The organism is Allobosea sp. P1_B10 (assembly GCF_056406735.1).
In genome coordinates, this window is record NZ_JBFTZP010000001.1 from 39,431 (window position 1) to 62,362 (window position 22,932).

The 22,932-nt window shown below is 66.2% G+C and carries 19 protein-coding genes and 1 tRNA gene; 2 read left to right on the forward strand and 18 right to left on the reverse strand.

Features of this window, described 5'->3' with window-relative positions; translation table 11 throughout:
• Positions 1-53: 53 nt before the first annotated feature.
• The 5 genes from AC1D2L_RS00235 to AC1D2L_RS00255 form a co-directional block, all read right to left on the reverse strand.
• The gene (locus AC1D2L_RS00235) at positions 54-767 is read right to left on the reverse strand and encodes an ABC transporter ATP-binding protein (RefSeq protein ID WP_476843811.1); all 714 of its coding nucleotides are present in this window, start codon (positions 765-767) and stop codon (positions 54-56) included.
• On the reverse strand, positions 767-1,570 hold the full coding sequence (locus tag AC1D2L_RS00240; RefSeq protein ID WP_476843812.1) for an ABC transporter ATP-binding protein: 804 nt from the start codon (positions 1,568-1,570) through the stop codon (positions 767-769). Before AC1D2L_RS00240 ends, AC1D2L_RS00235 begins: the two co-directional genes overlap by 1 nt.
• Positions 1,567-3,447 carry an ABC transporter permease gene (locus AC1D2L_RS00245; RefSeq protein WP_476843813.1) on the reverse strand — a complete coding sequence of 627 codons (1,881 nt, stop codon included), beginning with the start codon at positions 3,445-3,447 and terminating at the stop codon, positions 1,567-1,569. The genes AC1D2L_RS00240 and AC1D2L_RS00245 overlap by 4 nt, the downstream gene beginning before the upstream one ends.
• A gap of 156 nt (positions 3,448-3,603) precedes the next feature.
• Positions 3,604-4,821 (reverse strand): ABC transporter substrate-binding protein, encoded by a 1,218-nt coding sequence (locus tag AC1D2L_RS00250; protein WP_476844636.1) that lies wholly within the window; start codon positions 4,819-4,821, stop codon positions 3,604-3,606.
• Between the two features lie 159 nt (positions 4,822-4,980).
• Positions 4,981-6,723: an ABC transporter ATP-binding protein gene (locus tag AC1D2L_RS00255; protein WP_476843814.1), complete on the reverse strand. Its 1,743-nt coding sequence runs from the start codon at positions 6,721-6,723 to the stop codon at positions 4,981-4,983.
• Positions 6,724-7,161: 438 nt separating this feature from the next.
• Here AC1D2L_RS00255 and AC1D2L_RS00260 point away from each other — a divergent pair.
• Together AC1D2L_RS00260 and AC1D2L_RS00265 are read left to right on the forward strand one after the other, a co-directional pair.
• Positions 7,162-7,235, forward strand: a tRNA-Gln gene (locus tag AC1D2L_RS00260).
• 387 nt (positions 7,236-7,622) lie between these two features.
• Positions 7,623-8,324, forward strand: coding sequence for a carbonic anhydrase (locus AC1D2L_RS00265; protein WP_476844637.1), 702 nt, complete (start codon positions 7,623-7,625; stop codon positions 8,322-8,324).
• A gap of 299 nt (positions 8,325-8,623) precedes the next feature.
• Here AC1D2L_RS00265 and AC1D2L_RS00270 read toward each other — a convergent pair whose 3' ends face one another.
• From AC1D2L_RS00270 to AC1D2L_RS00330, 13 genes are read right to left on the reverse strand one after another with little or no spacing between them, the layout of a single operon-like run.
• Positions 8,624-10,222, reverse strand: coding sequence for an isochorismatase family protein (locus tag AC1D2L_RS00270; protein WP_476843815.1), 1,599 nt, complete (start codon positions 10,220-10,222; stop codon positions 8,624-8,626).
• Positions 10,219-11,067, reverse strand: coding sequence for an MBL fold metallo-hydrolase (locus tag AC1D2L_RS00275; protein ID WP_476843816.1), 849 nt, complete (start codon positions 11,065-11,067; stop codon positions 10,219-10,221). The genes AC1D2L_RS00270 and AC1D2L_RS00275 overlap by 4 nt, the downstream gene beginning before the upstream one ends.
• Positions 11,068-11,082: 15 nt before the next feature.
• On the reverse strand, positions 11,083-11,967 hold the full coding sequence (locus AC1D2L_RS00280; protein ID WP_476843817.1) for an amidohydrolase family protein: 885 nt from the start codon (positions 11,965-11,967) through the stop codon (positions 11,083-11,085).
• Positions 11,964-13,076, reverse strand: coding sequence for a vWA domain-containing protein (locus tag AC1D2L_RS00285; RefSeq protein WP_476843818.1), 1,113 nt, complete (start codon positions 13,074-13,076; stop codon positions 11,964-11,966). Before AC1D2L_RS00285 ends, AC1D2L_RS00280 begins: the two co-directional genes overlap by 4 nt.
• Positions 13,073-13,957, reverse strand: a complete 885-nt coding sequence (locus tag AC1D2L_RS00290) for an AAA family ATPase (protein ID WP_476843819.1) — start codon at positions 13,955-13,957, stop codon at positions 13,073-13,075. Before AC1D2L_RS00290 ends, AC1D2L_RS00285 begins: the two co-directional genes overlap by 4 nt.
• Positions 13,958-13,961: 4 nt before the next feature.
• A complete protein-coding gene (locus AC1D2L_RS00295) occupies positions 13,962-15,005 on the reverse strand; it encodes a xanthine dehydrogenase family protein molybdopterin-binding subunit (protein ID WP_476843820.1) in 1,044 nt (347 codons plus the stop codon).
• Between the two features lies 1 nt (position 15,006).
• Entirely contained in the window at positions 15,007-16,773 is a 1,767-nt protein-coding gene (locus AC1D2L_RS00300; RefSeq protein WP_476843821.1) for a xanthine dehydrogenase family protein molybdopterin-binding subunit, read from the reverse strand.
• Positions 16,774-16,784: 11 nt separating this feature from the next.
• Complete coding sequence (locus tag AC1D2L_RS00305) at positions 16,785-17,267, reverse strand: (2Fe-2S)-binding protein (RefSeq protein ID WP_476843822.1); 483 nt, start codon at positions 17,265-17,267, stop codon at positions 16,785-16,787.
• Between the two features lie 11 nt (positions 17,268-17,278).
• The gene (locus AC1D2L_RS00310) at positions 17,279-18,103 is read right to left on the reverse strand and encodes an FAD binding domain-containing protein (RefSeq protein ID WP_476843823.1); all 825 of its coding nucleotides are present in this window, start codon (positions 18,101-18,103) and stop codon (positions 17,279-17,281) included.
• Position 18,104: 1 nt separating this feature from the next.
• On the reverse strand, positions 18,105-18,557 hold the full coding sequence (locus AC1D2L_RS00315; protein WP_476843824.1) for an SRPBCC family protein: 453 nt from the start codon (positions 18,555-18,557) through the stop codon (positions 18,105-18,107).
• A gap of 4 nt (positions 18,558-18,561) precedes the next feature.
• A complete protein-coding gene (locus tag AC1D2L_RS00320; protein WP_476843825.1) occupies positions 18,562-18,999 on the reverse strand; it encodes an SRPBCC family protein in 438 nt (145 codons plus the stop codon).
• A 12-nt stretch (positions 19,000-19,011) separates the two neighbouring features.
• The gene (locus tag AC1D2L_RS00325) at positions 19,012-21,915 is read right to left on the reverse strand and encodes a flotillin family protein (RefSeq protein WP_476843826.1); all 2,904 of its coding nucleotides are present in this window, start codon (positions 21,913-21,915) and stop codon (positions 19,012-19,014) included.
• 28 nt (positions 21,916-21,943) lie between these two features.
• Positions 21,944-22,819 (reverse strand): phosphoenolpyruvate hydrolase family protein, encoded by an 876-nt coding sequence (locus AC1D2L_RS00330; protein WP_476843827.1) that lies wholly within the window; start codon positions 22,817-22,819, stop codon positions 21,944-21,946.
• Between the last annotated feature and the right edge of the window lie 113 nt (positions 22,820-22,932).

Below are 22,932 nucleotides of genomic sequence, written 5' to 3' on the forward strand. Positions count from 1 at the left end.
CGCTTCGCGGCTTGTCCAGGATGACGGGCGTCGGGACGCTGGAGCACAGCGCGCTACACCGACAGGTATTGCGACCGAACCGCATCGTCCGCCTGAAGCTCCGCCATGGTGCCGAGGAACCGGATCGCGCCCTTCTCGATGATAGCGGCGCGGTCGGCGACGTTGCCGGCAAAATGCAGATTCTGCTCCGAGAGCAGTACGGTCAGGCCCTCGCCCTTCAGGGCGAGGATGGTCTTGGACATCTCCTCGACGATCACCGGCGCCAGCCCCTCGGAGGGCTCGTCGAGCAGCACCAGCTTCGGGTTCCCCATCAGCGTGCGCGCGATCGTCAGCATCTGCTGCTCGCCGCCCGACATGGCGCCGCCGGGCCGGTCGCGCATTCCGCCCAGATTGGGAAACAACGCGAACAGACGCTCCGGCGTCCAGTGTGGCGCATCGGTGCGGGGCGGACGCTGCGCTACAGCGAGATTCTCCAGCACGCTGAGCTCTGGAAAGACGCGCCGGTCCTCCGGGACATAGCCGACGCCGAGCCGGGCGATCTCGAAGGGCTCGAGCCGGTCGATGCGCCTGCCCTCGAAGCTGATGCTCCCGGCCGCCGGCGGCACCAGCCCCATGATCGCCTTGATGGTCGTTGATTTGCCCGCGCCGTTGCGGCCCATCAGCGCCAGGACCTCGCCGCGCCGCATGGAAAACGCCACGCCCTGCAGGATATGCGCGCGGCCATAATACGCGGCGAGCCCTTCGATCTCGAGCATCGTGTCGGCCATCAATGCCCCCCCGCGCTGTGGCCGGAGCCGAGATAGACGGCGCGCACCCTCTCGTCTCTCCGGACGTCGTCGGGCGTGCCCTGCGCGATCAACCGGCCGCGATCGAGCACGATGACGCTGTCGGCATGGGCGAATACGACGTCCATGTCGTGCTCGGTAAACAGCACGGCGATGCCCTGCGCGGCAGCGATACCGGCCGTGAGCGCCATCAGTTCGATGCGTTCGCGCGGCGCCATGCCCGCGGTCGGCTCGTCCATCAGCAAGAGCTTTGGCCGGTTGGCCAGCGCGACAGCCAGTTCGACGCGCTTGAGATCGCCATAGGCGAGCACGCCACAGGCGCGCCCCGCCTGTTCCAGCATGCCGACCTGGGCGAGCAGCGCGTCGGCCGCCGCGACGTGCTTTTCTCGGGCCCGCGCAAAGGTTTGCCAGATTTCACCGGAGTGGGAGATCAGCGCCATCTGGACGTTTTCGCGGACTGTCATCGAGGTGAAGGTCGCAGTGATCTGGAAGGTCCGGCCGACGCCGAGCCGCCAGATCGCCCGGGGCCTCAAGCCCGTGATGGACCTGCCATCCAGCACGACCTCGCCCCGGTCAGGCCGGAGCTGGCCGTTGAGGACGTTGAAGCAGGTGGTCTTTCCGGCGCCATTGGGCCCGATCAGCGCGAGGAGCTTGCCCGCCTCGACTGCAAAGGAGACGCCGTCGAGCGCCTTGACCCCACCGAAGGACTTGCCGAGGTCCTGAACCTCGAGCACGGCGTCGCGCGCCCCGGCCGGGCCGTCCGCCCTTGCGGCAGCGCGGTTCATCGGGCGCGCTCCTGGATCGGGTCCTGTTCGGTCCGTGCGAAGCGGGCGCGCAAGCCCAGCGTTGCACCGACAAGACCACGCGGGAACAGGACCACGAGCAGCACGATCGAGAGGCCCAGGCCGAAGCGCCAATAGATTGTCAGCTTGGCAAGCTGATCGCTCAGGCCAGCATAGGCAAAGGCGCCGACAATCGGCCCCGAGAGCGTCTGGACACCGCCGAGCAGCACCATCAGCAGCGCGTCGACAGAGCGCGGAATCGCCATATAGGTCGGGAAGACCGAGCCCTTCGAGAAGGCGAAGAGGGCGCCAGCGATGCCCGCTGCAAATGCGGCAACCGCGAAGGCGACCCACTGGATGCGCATGACGTCGAGGCCGATGGCTTCGGCACGCAGCGGGTTGTCGCGCGCGGCGCGCAGCGCGTAGCCGAGGGGCGAAAAGATCGTCAGGCGAAGAGCCAGGATCGCCAGCACGCAGACGCAGAGCGCGAGGTAGTAGAAGCCGAATTTCGACGCTGCCCAGGCCGACGGCCAGACGCCCAGGATGCCGTTGTCGCCGCCGGTGAGTTCGACCCACTGGAACGCCGTCGCCCAGGCGATCTGAGCGAAGGCGAGTGTCAGCATGGCGAGGTACACGCCCGACAGCCGGACGCAGAACCAGCCGAAGACGACGCCGGCGATCCCGGCGAGAAAGGGCGCGAGGAGGAGCGCTGGCTCCATCGAGGCACCCAGCCATTTGACGGCGAGCGCCGCGCCATAGGCGCCGAGCCCGAAATAGGCGGCGTGTCCGAAGGAGGCCATCCCGCCTGGCCCCATCATGAAATGCAACGAAGCCGCAAATAGCGCGAAGATGATCAGTTCGGTCAGGATCAGCAGGATGGAATCGGGCGCTACCAGCGGCGTGAGCGCGAGACCGGCCAGCGCCAGCAGCCCGAGAAGCCTCGTCGGACCATCGGCAGGAACAAGCAGTGGCTCGACCGGGCCTTGGCTGCGCGCCAGCCCCGCCGGCGCCTTGCCCATCAATCCGTGGGGCTTCACCACCAGCACGACCGCCATCACGAGGAAGACCAGCACGAGAGTGATCTTTGGGAAGATCAGGATGCCGAAGGCGTGGAGAATGCCGATCAGGACGGCGGCAAGATAAGCGCCGGTGACGCTGCCGAGCCCGCCAACCACGACGACGACGAAGACCTCGGCGATGGTCGAGAGATCCATGTGCAGCGTGGCCGCCTCGCGCGGCAGTTGCAAGGCTCCGCCAAGGCCTGCAAGCAGGGAGCCGAAACCGAAGACCGACGTGAAGAGCAGGCGCTGGTTGACCCCCAACGCGCCCAGCATCTCGCGATCCTGCGTCGCTGCGCGGACCAGCGTGCCCCAGCGCGTCTTCTGGAACAGCAGCCAGAGCGCCAGAAGCACGAGCGGCCCGACCGCGATGATGAAGAGCTCATAGGTCGGGAAGCGGTTGCCGAACAGCACGACGAAACTTTTGAAGCCCGGCGCACGGGGCCCGAGCCTGTCTTCCGCGCCCCAGATGCCGAGCGCGATATCCTGCACCATCAGCACCACGCCAAAGGTCGCGAGCAGCTGGAACAGCTCCGGTGCCTGGTAGATGCGTCGCAGGATCAGGACTTCGACGAGCACGCCGATGAGCCCGACGATCACAGCCGCCAGCACGACGCCGCCCCAGAAGCCGAGCGCATCGGCCGGGCCGAAGAAGGTCACCAGCGACCACGCAATATAGGCGCCGAGCATGTAGAGCGAACCATGCGCAAAATTGACGATGCGCGTGACGCCGAAAATGATCGAAAGGCCCGAGGCGACGAGGAAAAGCGAGGAGGCGGAGGCCAGCCCGTTGAGCGTCTGGGTCAGGATCAGGTCGAGCATGCTTGCCCCGTTCGGGCGGCCCAGAGACTGTTCGGAACCGAGATCAATGCCGGACAGAGCCCCTCATTGCTAGGAACGCAGTAACGAGGCAACCCGTGGGACCGTGAAGCCCAGCCGCCTCTGGATTGCGTCGCTGCGCTCGCAATGCGGCGTGCCTCAACCAGCGGGCCGCAGCAACTTCACCTCGGCGTCACCAGGAAGATATTTGGCGCCGTCGCGATAGCTCCAGTCGACCATCACGCCCTTGCCGTCCTTGAGCGCGGTCTTGCCGACATAGGCACCCAGCGTCGACTGGTGGTCGATCGCGCGGTACTTCGCCGAGCCGAACGCCGAGGGGAATTTCAACCCCTTGAAGGCTTCGACGAGCTTCTCGTTATCGGTCGTCCCGGCCTTGATCAGCCCGGCAGCGATCGAGTTCATCGTGTCGAACCCGACGACAGAGCCCAAGCGCGGATAGTCGTTGAACTTGGCCTTGTACGCGTCCCGGAACTTCACATGCTCCGGCGTCTGGATGTCGGCATGGGGATAGCCGGTGACGATCCAGCCGACAGGCGAATCTGCGCCCAGCGGATCGAGATACTCGGGCTCCCCGGTCAGCATGGATGCCACAGCCCTGCCCTCGAACAGGCCGCGGGTGCTGCCCTGGCGAACGAAATTGGCGAGGTCCGTGCCGAAGGTGACATTGAAGATCGCGTCAGGCTTCGAGGCTTCCAGCGCCTGGACGGTCGCGCCAGCGTCGATACGGCCCAGCGCCGGATACTGCTCGGCCACGAACTCGACATCAGGCCTGGCCTTCTTCAGCAGTTCCTTGAACCAGCGCACGGCCGACTGGCCGTATTCGTAGTTCGGCGCCACCACCGCCCAGCGCTTGGCCGGCAGCTTTGCGGCCTCCTCGACCAGCATCGCCGCCTGCATGTAGGTCGAGGGGCGTAGACGGAAGGTGTAGCGGTTGCCCTTGGACCAGACCACAGCGTCCGACAGCGGCTCGGAGGCCACATAGAGCCGCTTGTTCTGGTTTGCGAAATCCGCAATGGCCAGACCGACATTCGAGAGATAGCCGCCCGACAGGAGATCGACCTTCTCGGCGTTTATGAGGTCGCCGGCATGACGCACGGCGTCCTCCGGCTTGCCTGCATCATCGCGAAAGATCGTCTCGATCTTGCGACCGAGCGCGCCGCCCGCCGCGTTGACCTGCTCGAGCGCGAGCTCCCAGCCCTGGCGATAGGGCTTCAGGAAGGCAGGCTGGGCGGTATAGCTGTTGATCTCGCCGATCCTGATGGGGCCCGTGCCCTGAGCCCGGAGCAATGACGGCCCGGTCAGCAGGCAGGCGCCGGCGCCCGCGGCGACAAGAAAACTCCGACGATCGAGCGTCATAGTCATGATCCCACTCCCAGCCACTTGGCGTTACGCTTCGGGCATAGTCTGGAAAATCTCGCACACTCCACGCCCCGGGTCAGCCGGAAACATTTTGCGACGCGGCAAGGCCGGGATGCACCGCAGCGTGGGCTGCCAGAACACCCCGTCTCGCATGCCCTACTCGGCAGCGCCGAGCGTGACTGCGCCCTGTGGAACCTGCGCCTCGTGCAACGCCTTGTAGAGCCCTCCGGCGCGGATCAACTCCGCATGGGCGCCCTGCTCGGCTATGCCCTGCTCAGTGACGACCACGATCCGGTCGGCATGGCGGATGGTGGCGAGCCTGTGGGCGATCACCAGCGTCGTGCGCCCGCGCGCCAGTTCGGCCAGCGAGGCCTGGATGGCGGCTTCGGTTTCCGTGTCCAGAGCCGAGGTCGCCTCGTCTAGGATCAGGATTGGGGGGTTCTTCAGGAAGATGCGGGCGATGGCGAGGCGCTGCTTCTGCCCGCCCGACAGTTTTACGCCCCGTTCTCCGACGATGGTGTCGAGCCCGGCCGGCAGCTCCGCGATCATCGCATCAAGCCTCGCGCGGCGCGCAGCTTCGACGATGTCGGCCTCGCTCGCGCCAAGGCGGCCATAGGCGATGTTCTCGCGAATCGTGCCGGCGAAGAGGAAGACATCCTGCTGGACGATGCCGATCTGGCGGCGCAGGCCAGCCAGAGTCATCGCGCGGATATCGATGCCATCGATGGCGATGGCGCCGCTGTCGACCTCGTAGAAGCGCGGGAGCAGGGACAGAAGCGTCGTCTTGCCCGCACCTGATGGCCCCACGAATGCGACCGTCTCGCCTGCCGCGATCGAGAGCCCGATATCCGACAGCACCCGCCTGCCCCGCGAATAGCCGAACGAGACATCCGTGAAGCGGATATCGCCTTTCAGCGCGCCAGGATCCACCGCATCGGGCGCATCGGCCACGTCGGGCTGCATCGCCAGCAGCTCCTGATAGCGCCGGAAGCCCGCGATGCCTTTCGGATAGGTCTCGATGACAGCCGCGATCTTGTCGAGCGGGCGATAGAACACGCCGACCAGCAGCAGGAAGCCGACGAAGCCACCGATGGTGAGGCTGCCCTGGACGACGTACCATGTCCCCGCCAGCATCACCGCCAGTTGCACCAGGCGCATGCCGAGATAATTCAGCGCCTGGCTCGCCGCCATGATGCGGTAGGCATCGAGCTTGGTCGTGCGGTAGCGCTCATTGTCGACAGCGAAGAGACTGCGCTCATGGGCCTCGTTCCCAAAGGCCTGCACGACGCGGATACCGCCGATATTCTCCTCAAGCCGGGCATTGAAGGCGCCGACACGGCCGAACTGCGAGCGCCAGTTCTGCGCCATGCGCCCGCCATAGCGGGCCACGATGAAGCCTGCCAGCGGCACCACCAGCGCCGTCATCAGTGCCAGAGGGACATGGACGCTAAGCATCAGGGCGAACGCCCCAAGGAAGGTCATGATCGCGATGAAGAGATCCTCGGGGCCGTGATGCGCGACCTCGCCGATCTCCTCCAGGTCCTTGGTCACCCGCGCCACGAGATGGCCGGTCTTCTGCTCGTCGAAGAATCGGAACGAGAGCTTTTGCAGATGGTCGAAAGCCCTGCGACGCATCTCTGTCTCGATATTGATCCCGAGGCGATGCCCCCAATAGGTGACGATGGCCATGAGCCCGCTGTTCACGACATAGATGAACAGCAGCCCTGCGCCGGCGAGCGCGATCAGCGGCCAGTCGCCTGCCGGCAGCAGCAGATCGACAAAGGCTTTGACCGCGAGCGGGAAGCCGAGCTCGAGCAGGCCCGAGAGAACGGCGCAGCCGAAATCCACCAGGAAAAGGGTGCGGTGCGGACGGTAATAAGCGAGGAAAGCTCTCAACATGGCGCCCTCATAGCAGCTTGCTGCAATTTTGGGCCTGCCTTTGCCGCCTATCCCTCATGTTTTGAGGCCATCGGGTCTAATTTCCGGGCTCGAGCCGCGACCTCTAGCGGCGACTTTCACGGGAACGGCGCATCAACGGGCAGCCTGCTCAAATTTAGGACAGTGATGCTGCCCTTCCCTCTTGCGGAAAAGCCCGCGGCATCCTACTTCCAGTGCACCGCAGCAGAGATGCTGCGTCGCCCTCCTTGGGCGTTTCCTCCCTAGACTTCGGGCTGCGCTTCGGCGTGGCCCTTTTTTCTGCGCGCAACCCGAGAGAGCGAAAGCGACCCGAAACGACATAGAATGCGAACCTCGCAAAAAGCTCGCATTCAGCACTTGCCATCCGGGCGCGCTTTGATTAGACCCCGGCTCACCAACGCGAACGCATCGCCGGCCCGTTGGGGGATCGTCTAACGGTAGGACCCCAGACTCTGACTCTGGTTGTCTAGGTTCGAATCCTAGTCCCCCAGCCATTTTCCTAAGTGGCTGATTTAAATCGAAACCTTAAATCCTAGCGTCACCTGAAAGTGACGCGGCACGCTGTGCCTGCCAGTCATTACGGCAGGCGCGGATGTGAGTTGGCGCTCGACCTCCGGCCAATTGATTGCGATGACCCGCTGCCTCCCGATCGCCGATGCACCGACGGGCCGATTGCCGTAAGTCGCCCTAACCGCTTCTCATCGACGACCGCAAACAGCCCATATCGGGACGAGCAGTGCAGTCGTGGGATTCTGAGCTAATCCGAACTCATTTGATTGCCGCTAACGTCCTCATGCTGCGCGCTTTTCTTTGCAGGCCGCATTTTGGGTTATGAGCGCGGCTGCCTGCGGCTGTTTTCACTGACGGGGATGATCAAGCCGATGTGCAATACCTGTTCCAGCACTGCCCTCAGTCGCCGATTTGTCCTGGCTGGCGCCGGCGCCATGCTCGCCGCCCCCCTCGCAGGACAGGCGATCGCCCAGCCGGTCAGCGCCGCGAATTCACCGGACGCTGCGCTCAACCTCTTGATCGAGGGCAATGCCCGCTACGTGGCGAACCAGCCACAAGAGCGCGACTTCTCCGTCAGTCGCGTCAGCCGCACGCAGGGCCAGGCCCCGTTCGCAGCAATTCTCGGGTGCGCCGACTCGCGCATCTCTCCAGAGCTTGCATTCGACCAGAGCCCCGGTGACTTGTTCGTGGTCCGCGTCGCCGGCAATTTCGTCACGCCCGATGGCCTGGGAAGCCTGGAATTCGGTGCTGCCGTTCTCGGCACAAAGGTCATCATGGTTCTCGGCCACACCAACTGCGGCGCTGTGAACGCGACAGTGGCTGCGCTTCAGAAAGGCAACAAGCTGCCCGGCCACATCGCTGGTCTGGCGCGTGCCATGAAGCCCGGCATCGCCCCTGTGCTCAAGGTCAAGGGCGACGATCTGGAGCAGCGCGCCGTTGTCGCGAACGTCCGTTACAACGTGCAGCGGCTGATCAAGTCGAAGCCAATCCTGGCTGAACTCGTCGAGAAGAAAGCGCTTCGTGTCGTCGGCGCGGTCTACGATCTCGGAACAGGCAAAATTTCGCTCGTTTGAGCGAGCCCTAGTGGCGGATTTCCTGGCGAAAGACGCCGCTCCGGACCTCGCATGGAAAGGCCCGCCGATGTTCACCGGCGGGCCCTTTTTGTACAGCGCCCTGGGCTTCAGATGCATTTGGCCCCAGCGAATGGGCGGCGACTCCGCACTCCGAATTCGGGCTGCTCGCGGCACGCCGTTTCGATAGCGGTGTCCAAGCCCCCTACCTCGCCCCCGTTCCGATAGCCGTCCTCGGCTTCGTCTCCGCGCCGATGAATGATTCCAGCCACGGACTGCAATGAGAACTCGATAGCGGCCTGTTACGCCCGGGTCGCCTCGATCACCTCCTCGACATCCGTAACCACAGCCACGTTCTGAAGGGCGTAGTTGACCGAGGCGATGTGCCATTCGGCGTTCATCGTCGAGCAGGCGTCTTCCGGCACGATCATGAAATAGCCCTTGTCGGCGCCAGTGCGGGCCGTGTGCTCGATCGACATGTTGGTCCAGGCGCCTGCGACGATGACGATGTCACGGCCCAGCGCCTTCAGTACAGTCTCCAGCCGCGTGCCTTCCCAGGCGCTCATACGCTGCTTCTCGACGACATGGTCGCCGCGTTCCGCTTCGAGACCCGGCACGGGCGCTGCGCCCCATGTGCCGCGCACCAGCGCGTTGGCGTCCGCAAGCCCCTCGAAAAGCGGGGCATTCATGGTCACGCCGGTCGCGCCGGGCTCGACCACGAACCAGACATGGATCACCGGGATGCCGCGCTGCCGCGCCGCCTTGGCGAGCCGGCCCGCGTTGGAAATCGCGTTCTGCTCGTGGCAATGGGCGGGTGAACCGGAGGATGCGAAAGCGCCGCCTTCCATCACCACGTCGTTCTGCATGTCCTGGATCAGCAGCGCGCAGCGCGAAGCTTCGAGCCTATACCCGGGCGAAGCCTTGCTGATGCCCTTGCGGCCCATGATTGCAGCAGGGCGAGCATCGCTGCCGCTCGAAGCGGTGTTGCCACGCGCTTTCATGAAGGGCTCGAGTCGAGGGCCGACCCTGGTTTCGATCGAATAGAGCGAGTGTGTCGCTGTCAGGAACAGTGTGCGCCAGTCCGGCCCGCCCCAAGCCAAATTCCCGACGAGTTCCGGCACACGCAGCTTGCCGATCAGCTCGCCCTTGATCGAATAGATCCAGACGCCGCCCGGTGCGGTCACCCAAATATTGCCCTTGGCATCGCACTTCATGCCGTCTGGCACGCCGGCTTCCGTGGTCGAGACGATGCCGGAGGCGAAGATGCGCGGCGGGCCCAGTCGACCGTCCGGGAGGATGTCGAAGACGCGGATATTGTGCTGGACCGTGTCGTTGACGAAGAGCCGGTCCTCGGTGGGGCAGAAGCAGAGCCCATTGGGCTGGTCGAAGAGATAGCGGTCGACGAGGAGCTGCGGCTCGCCGCCTCCAGGCGGAATCCGATAGACGCCCTGGAAGCCGAGCTGGCGCGGACGCTCAACCCCGAAGACAGGCATCCGGCCATACCAGGGGTCGGAGAAATAGATCGACCCATCCGACTTGACGACCACGTCGTTGGGGCTGTTCAGCTCCTGCCCCTCGAATTGCGAGGCCAGCACCTCGCGCGTGCCGTCGGGCCGCTCGCGGATCAGGCTCGAGGTCGCATGCTCGCAGACGATCAGGTTGAGATCGGCATCGTAGGTCATGCCGTTGCACTTGTTCGCCGGGCGCTTGACCTCGCGCACGCCGCTGGGATCCCAGCGCCGGCGTACGTCACCGGGCATGTCGGAGAGCAGCAGATGCTGCTCCCGCGGGTGCCAGACCGGGCCCTCGCAGAACTCGAAACCGCTGCCGAGCTGGCGCACCGGCGCCCAGAGGTCCAAGAGTTCGGCGAAGGACGGGCTGATGGCGGTGTGCGTCGTCATGCTGCAAACCAGTTGCGGGCTGGTAGCGATTGCACCACCGGCCCCGGCACCGCCATGTCCATCCGCCCGACGACCTGGCCATGGGCGATCTTGGCCGGCTTGTCGTGGACCGGCAGCAGGAAGGCGCCGTTCGCGAGCAACTTCTTGATCGCCGCCTTCTCCTCGCGCTTCGTGTTGCCATGATTGCCGGTCGTGCGCGGCTCGTTGGCGTGGATCTCGTGGAAAGGCGTCACGATCTGATCGTTGAAGTCGTAGATCACGTCGCCGCACAGGATCGCCCTGCCCTCGGCCGTATCGACATGGACGTTCATCGAGCCTTCGGTATGGGCGCCGGCAGCCTCGAGATAGCAGCCGGGAAAGAGTTCGATCATCCCCGACAGCTCCAGGTCCTCCAAGCGCAGCGCATCGCGCGTATGCAGCCGGTCAATCAGGTGCTTGATGTCCGGCGCCGGATATTGCGGGTGCATCAGTCCCGACACCGAATACTCGAGCTCGCGGCGGTTGATCAGCACCGTCGTGTTCATCGGGAAGAGCTCGTCCTTCCCGGCATGGTCGATATGGAGATGGGTATGCATGACGTAGCGCACATCGCCCATCCGCACCCCGTGCCGGGAAAGCTGGTTCTCGATCATGTTCTCGTGGAACTGGAGGCCGCGCATGCCGAGGCTCTCCATGATCTGGTTGTGCCGGTAGCCGGTATCGACCACGACCGGCCAGGGGCCGCCTAGGATCAGGAAGCCATAGGTCGGCACGCGCCGGGTCCGGCCGCAATCGCGCCCGAGCACGAGGAAGCTCGCCTCCAGCTCGATATCGCCGTAGTCGAGGATCTTGATTTCGAGCGCCATGGTTTTGCGTCCCCCTCAGTTCTGGCGGAGGCGGTAGACCCGCCGTGCCGTCGCGTTGAACACGGCCTCGCGGGCGCTCTCGGGCACGGCCGCAAGATGCGCGGAGACCAGATCCGGATAGGTCGTCCAGAGCTTCTCGATCGGGAAATTGGAGCCGAACAGGCAGCGTCCGGGACCAAACAGCGCCAGCGTCTCCGATACGACGAAGCGGATGTGCTCGGGGTCGTTGCGCCGCAGGAACGTGCCCAGCCCCGACAGCTTGCTTGCAATGTTTGGCTGGGCGGCCAGCAGCGCCATGCCCTTGCGCCACTCCGAGATGCCCGCGGGCGAACGGTCCTCGAGCATGCCGGCGTGCTGGAGGACGAAGGTCACGTCCCGACAGGCTGCGGCGAGGTCGGCGGCACCGGCCATCTGACCGGCGAAGACCTGCAGGTCGAAGCTGAAGCCGTAACCGGCCAGCCGCGCGACATTGGCGAGGATGCGCGGATCACGGGCAAGATCGGGGCCGCTGGCGAAGCGATAGAGCGGGTTATCATGCCAATGCAGTTGCATGCGCACGCCGCGAACGCGTGGATTGGCGGCCAGCGCATCGAGCTGTGGCCTGACGTCCTCGGCCAGCATGTCGGCATGGGCGACGATCGCGATCGGGAAACCGGATTCATCCGAGGCGCGCGAAACGTAGGCGACCTCGTCGAGATAGCGCGCCGGAGCCCAGTTCGCCTGGACGTAGACCGCCTCCGCCACGCCGGGCCCACGGCAATCGCCGAGATATTCGCTGACTGGATAGTCGCGCCGGATCGGCTCGTAGGGTCCGAAGATCCGCGGCTGCATCGGGCCCACCAGCCAGGGTAGGTCCGCCTGCGGCCAGATGTGGAAATGGGAATCGACGATACCGGTCATGCGGCTTGCGAGCCTCCGAGCGAGAGAATGTGCCGGCAGATGCGCGCGGTGCTGGCGCCATTACCGAGGCTGGCGAGTTGTGGCACGATCAGCCGCAGTGCCTCGGTCTCCGGGCGATAATCCGGGTCGGCGGCGAGCGGGGTGAGCCAGTCGATGCGATACGCACGACGGGCGATCCGCGTCACCGCCGTGACGAGCGCCAGAGGGTCGCCGCGCTCGAGCCCGTCCGACAGCACCACGACGACAGCGCCGCGCAGGAAAGCGGCAAAGCGCGGCACCGCGAGAAAAGCCTGGAGCGCGTCACCGATCCGCGTGCCGCCATCCCAGTCGGCCACGAGCCCTGCCGCCTCTTCCAGCGCGACCTCGCGACGCTTGCGTCGCAGCGCCCTGGTCAGGCGGGTCAGCCTCGTTCCGAAAGTGAAGACCTCGGCATAAGGTGCTGACTGAACAACGGTATGCGCCAATGCGAGATTGGCGTCGCTGCGCTGCTTCATCGAGCCCGAAACGTCGATCAGCAGCAGGATCGGGCGCGGTCGCCGGACCCGCCGCAACTTCTTCAGGCTCATCACCTCGCCATCGTGCCGGATGGCGTCGCGCAGGCTGCGCGCGAGATCGACCGTTGCGCCGCGGCGTGCCGCACGCTGGCGATAGCCGCGTCGGCGCGGAAGGGCGGCGGGCAGCGCCCGGCCAAAGCGCCGCAGCGTCTCGGTGTCGTCGAGGGGCTTCAGGGTTCGTACCGACAGAGCCTCTGCGCCGGTGGCCGCCTGGCCTGTCTCGTTGATCTCCTCGCCGAGCAGGATTTCGCGGACGCCGCTATCCTCCTGAACCGAGATCTCGTCGTCGGGCGCGAAATCCTCGTCGCCGGGCTCGGCGATGGCACCAAGGAAATGGGCGTCGAACAGCGCATCGAAATGCTCCCGCTGCTCGGGATGGGGTGCGAGCGTGGCAAAGGCAGCCTTGCGGATATGCTCCAGGCTGCGCGGACCCAGGAGGTCGATGGCGCCGAGGAACGAGACGGTCTGCTCGGGCGCTACCGCAAGCCCGTGCTGCCGCAATAGCGTCGGGAAGGACACGAACAGACGGGCGGCGGGCGGGAGCGGCGCGATCATGCTGCCAGCCCCGGAATGAACAATGGGAGGCGCGGACGCAGATGGGCGAGGTCTTCCTCATCCTTGATCGCGGTCCCCAGCGAGCGCCGGAAGGCCTCGGGCCAAGTCGCGCCGGTCTGCGCCAGCGCGGTCGCCGCTTCCGCCCAGTCGACCGCCTCAGCCACGCCGGGTGGCTTGGCCAGCGGCTCCTGCCGCAGCAGCCCGACCGCATGGACCACCGCACGCGCGGTCGCCTCCGCAACGGCGGACGAGCGCAGCATGATGATCTGCGCTTCGCGCTCCGGCTCGGGATAGGCGATGTAATGGTAGACGCAGCGGCGGCGCAGCGCCTCGTGCAGTTCGCGCGTGCGGTTCGAGGTCAACACCACGACAGGCCGCTCGGGCGCGCGCAGCGTGCCGCGCTCGGGGATCGAGATCGAAAAATCCGAGAGGAATTCGAGCAGAAAGGCCTCGAATTCATGGTCGGACCGGTCGATCTCGTCGATCAGCAGCACCGTCGATTCCGGCCGGCGGAGAGCCGCCAGCATCGGCCGCTCGATCAGGAAGTCGTCGCGGTAGATGTCGAGCGTCTCGCCCTCGCGCGCCTGCCGGATCGCCAGCATCTGGCGCGGATAGTTCCACTCATAGAGCGCGGCGGAGGCATCGATGCCCTCGAAGCACTGCAGCCGGATCAATTGCCGCCCGAGGATGCCGGCGATGGCCTTTGCGGCCTCGGTCTTGCCGACGCCGGGCGCGCCTTCGAGCAGCAGCGGCTTGCCGAGCGCAAGCGACAGGTAGCCGGCGGTCGCGATGCCGTCATCGGCGAGATACATCGCCGCCGTGAGGGCCTGCGCGAGATCCTCGGGGCTCGAAATGCCGGCTACGGTTGTGCGCAGTGCCATGGCGTCAGCGCCAGTTCACCGGGCCGCCACGACGCGGGCCCGGCTTGACGCCGCCATTGGCCTTGATCCCGCGCAGGATTTTTTCCGGCGTGATCGGCAGTTCGTCCACCCTGACGCCAATCGCGTTGTAGACGGCGTTCGCGACGGCGGGCAGCACCGGGTTGGCGCACATTTCGCCCGGCCCCTTGCCGCCGAAAGGCCCGTCCGGCGCCGGCCGTTCGAGCACCGTGACGTGGTAGGGCGTGATCTCGCCCGGCCCCGGCATCAAGTATTCGTTGAAGTCCCGCGGGCCATGCTCGGGATTGGGATAATAGGGTTCAGGGGTCTCGTAGAGCGCGTGGCTGATGCCCATCCAGGCGCCGCCGACCAGCTGCTGCTCGACCATGCGCGGATTGATGACGCGACCGAGTTCATAGGCGCTGGTCATGCGCAGCACCTCGACCTCGCCGGTCTCGTCATCGACAGCGACATCCGCGACGAGGCAGGCATGGGCGAAGGCGGTGTTGGGGTTCATCTCGCCGGTCTCGGCATCGACGCCCGAAAGCGGGATCAGGAAGATGCCGCGTCCGGCGATCGTCTTGCCCTGCTTGAACTGCGCCGCCTGCGCGGTCGCCTTGACCGTGATCGTCTTCGCGGGCGCGCCACGGACATGGATGTTGCCGCGCCCGTCGGTGACAAGGTCGGCGGCGTTGACCTCGAGTTCCTCGGCCGCCGCTTCCAGCAGCACGCCGCGCGCCTCCCTCGCCGCGACGATGATGGCGTTGCCCATGCGGTGCGTGCCGCGCGAGGCGAAGGAGCCCATGTCGTGCGGGCCGGTGTCGCTGTCGGCGGTGTCGACGAAGACATCCTCGATCGGCACGCCCAGCGTCTCGGCCGCAATCTGCCGCGAAACCTGCTTCATGCCCTGCCCGAGATCGATGGCCGAAAGCGCAACGGTGAACTTGCCGTCCGGGTTCGAATGGATCAGGGCCTGGCTCGGATCGCCGCCGAGATTCATGCCGATGGGGTAGTTGACGGAGGCCATGCCCCTGCCCTCGTGACGCGCCATGTCAGCGCCTCCTCGTGCCGAAGACGGATGAGAACCGCACCGCGCCATGCTGCGTTTGAGCCGGTGCCGCGGGCGGAGGTACCGGAGGCGCAGGCTGGTAGGCGGGCGCTTGCTGGTAAGCGGGCGGCGTAGGAGCGTAGGCAGGGACTGGCGGAGGCGGCGCATAGGACGGCGGCGCCATGGGCGGCTGCGTAGCCGAACGCGCCGGCTCATAGCGCGGCACCTGCGTCGGCACCGCGTGCCCATCGCGCGAGCCGTCCATTACCGGCTGCTTGCTGAGGGCGATGCGTGTCGTTCCGGCAGGCAGGGTCTGCGTCGGGGTGCCTGAGCGGGTTTCCGGCCGCCCGATCTGGCCCTTGCCGTCGACCGGCGTCGCGGGGATCTGGCCGCGCTCGCCTGCTCCGCCCGTCAGCGAGGACTGGCGCTTCGCCTGGTCGGTCAGTGGCCAGTTCGCCTTCTCGGCGGCCACCTGCACGCATTCGATCAGCGCCGTGTTCTTGGCGGCGCGCCGATGCGGCTTCATGTCCCCGTCGCGATAGGCGTTGAGGATCCGGAACTCCATCGGGTCCATGTTCGCGGCCTCGGCCAGCCGATCCATCTGGACCTCGAGCGCGAAATCCACGGCGGTGACGCCAAAGCCGCGCATGGCGGTCGAGGGGCAGCGATTGGTGTAGGCGACGTAGATGTCCGAGGCGACATTGGGGATCCAGTACGGACCCGGCACATGCGCCGTGCACTTGATCGCAGCATAGCTCGACAGCCGCGTATAGGCGCCGGCATCGAAATAGCTGCGGATGTAGCGGGCGACGATGCGCCCGTCGCGCATCAGCCCGTCCTTGACGTAGATCCGCTCGGCGCCGCGCGGCGAGCCATAAAGCATCTCCTCCTCGCGATCGAGCACGAAGCGGACAGGCCGGCCGGTCAGCATCGCGCCCAGCACCGCCAGCGGCTCCGTCAGCGAGTCGACCTTGCCGCCAAAGCCGCCGCCGACCGTGCCGCCTATGAAATGCAGGCGGTTGGATTCGACGTCGACGATCTTGGCCGTGGTGCCGAGCGAGAAGAACAGGCCCTGCGCGCAGGAGTGGACGACGTAACGGCCATTCTGCTCGGGCGCGGCGATGGTGCCATTCGTTTCCGTCGGCGCATGCTCGATAGGCGACATCTGGTAGCGATGCTCCATCACGATGTCGGCGCCGGATAGGGCCCGGTCGGCATCGCCGAAGCGCAGCTTCTGGTGGTCGAAGCGCTCGTGATATTCGAAGTAGTTCCCGGGATAGGTGTCGTTCACGACGGGAGCGCCCGGCTTCAGGGCCTCCTCGACGTCGAACACCGTCGGAAGCGGCTCGTAGTCGATCCGCACGAGCTGGCGCGCGGCCAGCGCCTGCGCCTCGCTGTCGGCCAGGATGGCGACCACCGGCTCGCCCCTGTAGCGAACCTTGTCGACCGCGAGAGTGGGCTCGTCGTCCTTGCCGAAATTGATCAGGCTCAGCAGCGTGTTCTTGTTCACCGGCACGTCGGAACCCCGCAGTACGCGCTTCACGCCGGGCGCGCGCTCGGCCGCCGAGACATCGATCGAGCGGATGCGGGCATGGGCATGGGGGCTGCGGACGATCTTGAGATGCAGCATCCCGTCGAAGGCGTGGTCGTCGAAGAACCGGGTGCGGCCGGTGACATGCCCGGGCATGTCCTGCCGCTGCAGGCCCTTGCCGACCACGTTGAGATCGTCGTCCCGCTCGTCGGCAAAGATGTCCTTGCGCATTTCCAGCATGGCTGTTCCCCTCAGGCTCGCCGCATGCCGGCCGCGCTCGCCGCGGTCAGGATCGCGGCGACGATCGGCTCGTAGCCGGTGCAGCGGCAGATGTTGCCGCTGATCGCCTCGATCACCTCGTCGCGACTAGGGCTCGGATTCTTCGCCAGCAACGCGCGGGCGGCCGTCAGCATGCCCGGCGTGCAGAAGCCGCACTGGGCGGCGAAATGGTCCATGAAGGCGGCCTGCAGCGGGTGCAGATCGGGACCGTTGGCAAGCCCGCTGGCGGTCTCGACATGGCGCCCCTCGCAAGCAACCGAAAGCGTCAGGCAGGAAAGCTGCGGCTCGCCGTCGACCAGCACCGTGCAGACGCCGCAGGTGCCCTGCCCGCAGCCGTATTTGGGCGCGAAATCCCCGAGGCCGCGCCGCAGAGTATTCAGCAGTGTCTCCGGTGCATCGACAAAGGCAGCTCGGTCGGACCCGTTGAGCCGGAACTGGACCGGGATCTTGGCCATGGCGCGCCTCCTCAGCGGGGTTCGCCGGCAAGCAGCCGGCCGAGATGGATGGGCAGCACCTCGCGGCGGTACCACTCGCTCGCGATCGCGTCCGTGGCCGGCTGGCAGCCTTCGAGCGCAGCCTGCTTTGCCGCCTGGATGGCCGCGGCATCGAGCGCCTTGCCCTCCAGCGCCCGCTCGACGCCACGTGCCCGGATCGGCGCTGGCGCCATGGCGCCGTAGGCCACGCGCGCCTGCATAATCCGGCCGCCCTGTGTCGGCAGATGGGCGGCGATCGACAGCACTGAGATTCCCTTCGGCTTCACCCGGCTGATCTTGCGGAAATGGAAGTCGCCGGGATTGGCAGGTCGGGAGAGCTGGAGGCCGGTGACGAGACCAGGCGAGGTGTTGCGATCGCGGCTGGCGAGAAATTCCTCCAGCGGAACCCCGCGCCCCGTGCCGTAGCCCGCCTGCAGCACGACCTGTGCATCGAGCGCCAGCAGCGCCACCGTGAAGTCGCCATAGGGACACGCCGCGAAAAGATTGCCGCCGACCGTCGCCATGTTGCGGATTGCGGGCCCGCCGATGGCGCGCGCGGCGGGATGAAGGAACGAGAGCTCGCGGCTCGACAAAAGCTGCGCCATGGTCGCGCCAGCCCCCAACTCGATGCGCGAGCCGGCGGCGTTGATCTGTCTGAAGGCGGGATCGGTGATGCGCACCAACGTGCCTTCGGTCAGGCGCCCCTCGTTGACATCGCGCATCACCAGGGTGCCGCCGCCGAGCAGCACGGCTCGCCTGTCTCCCGACAGGATGCCGGCGGCTTCCGACAGCGTCGTGCAGCTTCTCACATCGAGCATGTCAGGCGCCCTCCAAGGCCAGTTCGGGCAGGCGGCGCACCGCCTCGATGCCATTGGTGTAGACCTCGTCGCCGACGATGCGGGCGAGCTCCGCCTCGCGGCCGGGCGGCGTGGTGAACCGGCTCTCCCAATGCCAGAAGGCCCGGTTGCCATCCGTGACCGGCAGAAGCCGGACATGGGCGACGTAGTTGAAGAGCGGAATCGGCGTGTCGAGCAGGCAGTAGCTGAACGTCATTTCGAGATCCGAAAGTGTGAGCAACTGCTCGCGCAGTTCGCTCCCGTCCTGCAGCGAGAAGCGCCGCACGCAGCCGATCCTGTCCGACGGGTATCCGCGCTCGATCTCGCTGCGCGCCACGATCGGGTGCCAGCGATCATGGCCGTTGAAATCGCGCAGGACCGCCCAGAGCCGGTCCACCGGCGCGTCGATAATCGTGCTGCGGACGACGTGAGGCATGGCCTCATCCCCCGAATGCGCGCTTGAGCGCGTCGAACCCACCTTGGAAAACATTCGTGCCGATGCCTTCGACCAGCTCGGCCTCGCGCTCGGGCGCGCAGTCGAAATCGGCGGACCACTCGATGAAGGTACGCTCCTGATCGGTGATCGGCGTCAGCCGCAGCGTCGCGACGTAGTTCGTCAGTGGCATCGGCGAATCCAGGATCGCGTATGTGCAGAACATGTCGTAGTCCGAGAGGCCCAGAAGCTGCTCGCGCAGCCTGTCACCGCTGCGCAGCGTGAAGGCGCGGATGCATCCGACCTTGTCGGCCGGTTCGCCGTTCTCGATGCGGCTCTCGGCGATCCGGGGATGCCAGTTCGGCAAGCCGTTGAAATCGCGCACGCGGCCCCAGACCTTGGCGGCGGGTGCGGCGATGACGCTTGAGACATAGACGCGGGCCATGATGTTTCGTCCTCAAGCCTTCGTCTCGGGGGCAGCGTCGCCACCGCCAGTTCCGCCACCGGGTCCGCTGCCCTCGCCTGCGCCCTTGGGCTTTGCCGGCTGCGCCTCCTTGGCGACGCGCTGCAAGTCGGACGCCTCGCGCATCAAGCCGCCCATCTTGGCGAGGTTGCCGCCTTCGATGCCGATTTCCTTGAGCACCTGGTCGATCATCGGCGCCTGGACGCGATAGCGAAGCGCGGATTCGATGACCTCGTCGGTGGGCGAGCGCGCCGCGCCCCCCGTGCCGCTCGAGCCGCCGCCGCCGGCCAGCCCGTCGACATGCAGGATGCGGATGCCCTCGATTTTCTCCATCGGCTTGACGCTCTCGCGCACGATGCCCTCGATCTTCTCGAGCAGCCGACGCCGGAAGAGCCCGTAGCGGGCGCCGTCGGTGAGGACGTTCTCGGCTTCGTAGAGCAGCTTCTGCGCCTCGGCATCGACGGCGCGGCGGATTTTCTCGGCCTCCGAGGCGATGCGCGATTCCTCGGCCGCCTTCTCCGCGAGCAGGACCTCGACGGTCTTGCGGCGCCTGGCGCCCTCGCTCTCGCGAATGGTCTTGACCTTCTCCTCGGCCTCGACGGCCTTGCCGCGCGCAATCTCGGCATTGGCCTGGGCCGCAGATTCCTCGAGCGACTTGGCGTAGAGCGCGATCGCCTTGTCCATCGTCGCGCTCTCGACCTCACGCTCGCGGTTGATCTCGAGCTTTCGCAGTTCGCGCTGGCGGCCGACGCGTGCCTCGTCGAGTCCTCGATCGGACGAGATCCGGGCGCGCTCTACCTCCTCGTTGGACGCGATCTGCGCCTCCTGGAGTGCCTGCGTCCGGGCGATATCGAGCTGCTCCACAGCGCGGCGGCGCTCGATCCGGGCCGCCTCCAGAGCCTGTTCGCGGGAGATGTCGACGGTCTCGACCTGCTGCTGTGCCGTGATCTCGGCCTGACGCAGCAGCTTGTCGGCATCGGTCCGCTCGACTTTCTTCGCGGCGATGGCGATGGCGCGCTCTTCCTCCGCAACCTCAACCGCCTTCTTCTGGGCGATTTGCAGCATCTCGCGGGTCTTGCTGGACCCGATACGTTCCGTTTCCAGACCCAGCTCTGTCACGATGCGCTGGCGCTCGACCGTGTCGCGACGCTTCAGTTCCGCTGCATCGATATCGGCGTTGCGGCTGATTTCGAGCTCCTTCGTCGCAAGGTCGGCCGCGATCCGCTCGGCGGCCAGCGCCTTTTCCTGCGCGATGCGGGCGGCTTCCGTCGCCTCGCGCGCCGATATCTCGGCGGTGTCGATCGCCTGGTTGCGGGTGATCTCGAGATTGCGGATCTCCTCGTCGCGGCGGATGCGGGCGCTCGAGACGACCTGCTCCTGTGCGATACGCGCCTTTTCGACGCTTTCCCGCGCCGCGATCTCAGCGGCATCGACCGCTTCGCTGCGCCCGATCTCCAGCAGGCTCTTGCGCTGGTCGAGCGCGATCCGGTCGGCGGTGATCGCGTCCTCCTGAGCGATGCGAGCCTTCTCGATCGCCTCGCGGGCGGCAATCTCGGCCTCGTCAAGGGCCCGGTTGCGGGCGATGGCGAGCGCCCTGACGCGCTCGTCCTGGGCGATGCGGGCGGTTTCGACGACCTCGCGTGCCGCGATATCCTCCTGGTCGAGCGTGCGCGTGCGTTCGATCTCGCGGTTTCGGATCTCCTGTTCACGCGCGATGCGTTCAGCGCTCACAGCCGTTTCCTGAAGGATGCGCGCCCTCTCCGTCGCCTCGCGGGCGCCGATCTCCGCCGCTTCAAGCACCTTGGAGCGTTCGATCTCCTGTGTCCGGATTTCGCGCTCGGACTTGATCCGTGCCGCGTTGATCGTCTGTTCGTTGGCGATACGCGCCTTCTCAACCGTCTCGCGGGCCGAGATCTCGGCCTCCTCTATGGCCTGCGTACGGGCGATCTCCTGCTGACGAATGTCGCGCTCGGATGCGATGCGCGCTTCGCTGATCCCGCGCTCATTGGCGATGCGCGACTTCTCGATCTCCTCGCGGGAGAGGATCTGCGCCTGCTCGGCCTCGGTGTCGCGGGCGGCCCGCTCGCGCGCGACCTCGGCACGCTGCACCGCGCGCTTGATCTCGATCTCGCGCTGCTGCTCGAGACGAGCTGACTCGCTGTCGCGCTCGATGTCGAGCGCCTGGCGCTCCGCCTCGAGATTGCGGGTGCGGATACGGATCATCGAATCCTGCTCGATGTCGTTGCGCAGCTTTCGCTTGTCCTCGATCTCCTCGATGATCCGCGTCAGGCCGACGGCGTCGAAGCGGTTGGACGGGTTGAAGAATTGCAGGTCGGTCTGGTCTAGGTCGGTCAGCGCGACCGATTCCAGGACGAGGCCGTTCTGGTCCAGCGCCTCGGCGGCGGCGTCCTTGACCCGCTGGACATAGGTGCCGCGCTGCTCGTGCATCTCCTCCATCGTCATCTCGGAGGCGACCGTGCGCAGCGCCGAGATGAACTTGCCCGATAGCAGCGCGTTGAGCTGGTCGGGCTGTAGCGTGCGGCGGCCGAGCGTCGCGGCGGCGACGGCCACCGATTCCCGCTGCGGCCGGACGCGGACATAGAACTCGGCATCGATGTCGACGCGCATGCGGTCCCGAGTAATCAGCGCGTCATTGTTGGCGCGCGTCACGGCGAGTTGCAGCACGTTCATGTTGACGGGGGTGACGTCGTGGATGATCGGCAGCACGAAGGCGCCGCCATTGATCACCACCTTTTCGCCGAACAGACCGGTGCGGACGAAGGAAACCTCTTTCGACGAGCGGCGATAGAGCCAGTTCACCAGATAGACGACGATGGCGATCACGATGACCGCCACGATCAGCCAGAGGATCAGCGATCCGATCAGCTGTCCCGTCATGTCCTCATCCTCCCGCCCGACATCCGGGTCATTGTGACGTGCCGGCTTCGATCGCCGGTCTGGTGTTGTCTTGCGCGCGCCCGATCTGCTTGAAGGCGCGGGTCTGCTCGCGGATCGCGACCTCGACAGGCAGGCGCTCCATCGAGGAGGCGCCGTAGAAGCCGTGGCAGTGGCGCGTGTTCTTCATGATGAAATCGGCATCGGCGGGCTCGGCCACCGGGCCGCCATGGACGAGTACGATCGCGTCGGGCTTGATCGCGAGGGCCGCGGCGCCCCAGGCGTCAACCAGCGCCGGGCAGTCGGCGAGCTTCAGTGCGGTCTCGGCACCGATCGAGCCGCCCGTCGTCAGGCCGAGATGGCAGACGATGATGTCGGCTCCTGCCCGCGCCATGGCCCGCGCATCATCCTCGCAGAACACATAAGGTGTCGTCAGCAAGCCCTTGTCATTGGCTAGCTTTATCATCTCGACTTCGAGACCGTAGCCCATGCCGGTTTCTTCGAGGTTCTGCCGGAACACGCCGTCGATGAGCCCGACCGTCGGGAAATTCTGGACGCCGGCGAAGCCGATGCGCGCGACCTCGTCGAGGAAGACATCCATGCGCCGGAACGGGTCGGTTCCGCAGACGCCCGCGATCACCGGGATGTTTTTGACAACCGGGAGGACCTCGGCAGCCATTTCCATGACGATGGCATTGGCATCGCCATAGGGCATCAGGCCCGAGAGCGAGCCCCTGCCGGCCATGCGGTAGCGCCCGGAATTGTAGATGACGATAAGGTCGATGCCGCCGGCCTCTTCGCACTTCGCGGATAGCCCTGTGCCGGCGCCGCCGCCGACGATCGGCTCGCCCGCCGCGATCATCGCGCGAAAGCGCTTGAGCAGGGCTTTCTTGTCGAAGGAGGTCATGGCCGTGCCTCGCATGTGCGCGCCGGAAGCGCCCGCGTCTTTGCGAGCGCAGCGAAGCAATGCAGGGGCAACGGGGCGCCAGGTCGCAGTCCTGGAGTGCTTCGCTGCGCTCG